The following is a 1,716-nucleotide window of genomic DNA, read 5'->3' on the forward strand; positions in this document are numbered from 1 at the left end:
CCGAGCGGTGTATTACTGTTCGTCTCATTTGACGCTTCACATGTAATGCAGAATGCACAGAAGAATGCTCTTTAGATTAGTTATTATATCCAATTTATTAGTTAAGGGATGAAAAACGACCCTCCAGATTCTTCTCTAACGAAAGATAAGAAGAATCCGAATACGTTTGAGTCTCGAAAGTTCAAGAATGCACATTCAAGGAGATAAGAGGGTGAAAAGATGGATAGAGAAGATTTTAGGTAGCAAGGGACATAAATCAGTAAGAATAGGTGCCTACAAGTAAAGTATATAAAATTTCACGTACCATGATTATATATATCCTTCACAAAAAAAGCATAAGGGTTGCTTCTTCTCTCCTTTTTCCGATACAATAGTTATATACTTTCTTTGCCCATTCCCCCGAAAAAGAGGACTAACAAAAAAGATAGAATATGAAATAAGAAAGGTAACTCATATTATGAATCAACCTTTAGTGAATTTACGAGTGGATTTTGCTTTTAAGCAATTATTTGGAACAAGAGGAAATGAACAGATTTTAATGCAATTTTTGAACGTGACATTAGCCTCTTCGCTCTCTTCACCGATTCAATCGCTGACAATAGAAGACCCACATATGCACAGAGAATACGAAAAGGACAAATTGTCCATTCTAGATGTATTAGCAACTTTAGACGATAAGACCCAAATTGCCATTGAAATACAATTGAATGACCACAATGATTTTCTTAAACGTAGTTTGTATTACTGGAGTCGTTTATATGCCTCTCAAATGAAAAAAGGTAGTTCGTATGATACGTTACGGAAGACGATTACCATCAATATTTTGAACTTTCCAGTCTTTCCAGAATACGAAACGTTCCATACAACAGGGAAACTGTGGGATATCAATTTACAAAAGTTACTCTTAGATGATCTCGAATTGCACATCATTGAAATCCCAAAATTAATGACGCAATGGAAAGAAGAACAAGTCAATCCGTGGGAAGACGATTTTGTACGATGGTTACTCTTATTATCTGCCAATGAAGATACACAATTAACGCATACGCTGGAGGAGATCGCCATGAACCGAGACCCGATTTTAAAAGATGCGATGCAAAAATGGGAAAAGATGAGTCAAGACCCTGGTTTCCGTATGCTATATGAAGCAAGACAAAAGGCTCTGATTGATGAGACTTCTAAGTTCAAGTATGCAGAGAAGAAAGGCATAGAAAAGGGACGTAAAGAAGGAAAAGAAGAAGGCCTTCAAGAGGGTATGGAAAAAGGAAAAGAAGTAGGTATTCAAGAAGGGAAATTGGCAGAAAGAGAACAATTAGTCCGTGGCATGCATAAAAATGGCATGAATATCGAAGATATTGCAAAGTTTACGAATATGGATATGTCAGAAATACGCCATATTTTAGAAAATTAAAGTGTACCGTACACTTTTTCAAATGGTTAGATGATTCTGCGTGGTCACCTGAACTTGAAGAACTAACACTGCAAAATAAATTGAATATTCAGAAAAAAGAAGGCCGAATAAACCCCATTATGTTATAATTAGCGTAACCGATATACTGTACTACCTTTTGCTCCCTGATTTGTATAACAAGTCAGGGAGCTTTTCGTATGTTCCACGGTCTTTGTATCAGTAAATTCCTATACAGGGTATCTTTGCCCAACCCCATCGCCATCAAGCTAAGGAAACTAAATTGACAAAAATACATAAGAATTCTT

The 1,716-nt window shown here is 36.2% G+C and carries 1 protein-coding gene; it reads left to right on the top strand.

From position 1 onward, the window contains the following. Positions 1-457 precede the first annotated feature (457 nt). On the top strand, positions 458-1,411 hold the full coding sequence (locus ACODS7_RS31795) for an Rpn family recombination-promoting nuclease/putative transposase (protein ID WP_233936939.1): 954 nt from the start codon (positions 458-460) through the stop codon (positions 1,409-1,411). The last annotated feature ends 305 nt before the right edge of the window (positions 1,412-1,716 follow it).

It is taken from the genome of Bacillus sp. FG16 (assembly GCF_057809515.1).

What these genes read in the sequence shown, in the direction of transcription:
- ACODS7_RS31795 (WP_233936939.1), top strand. Translation starts at nt 458, where the DNA reads ATGAATCAACCTTTAGTGAATTTACGAGTGGATTTTGCTTTTAAGCAA.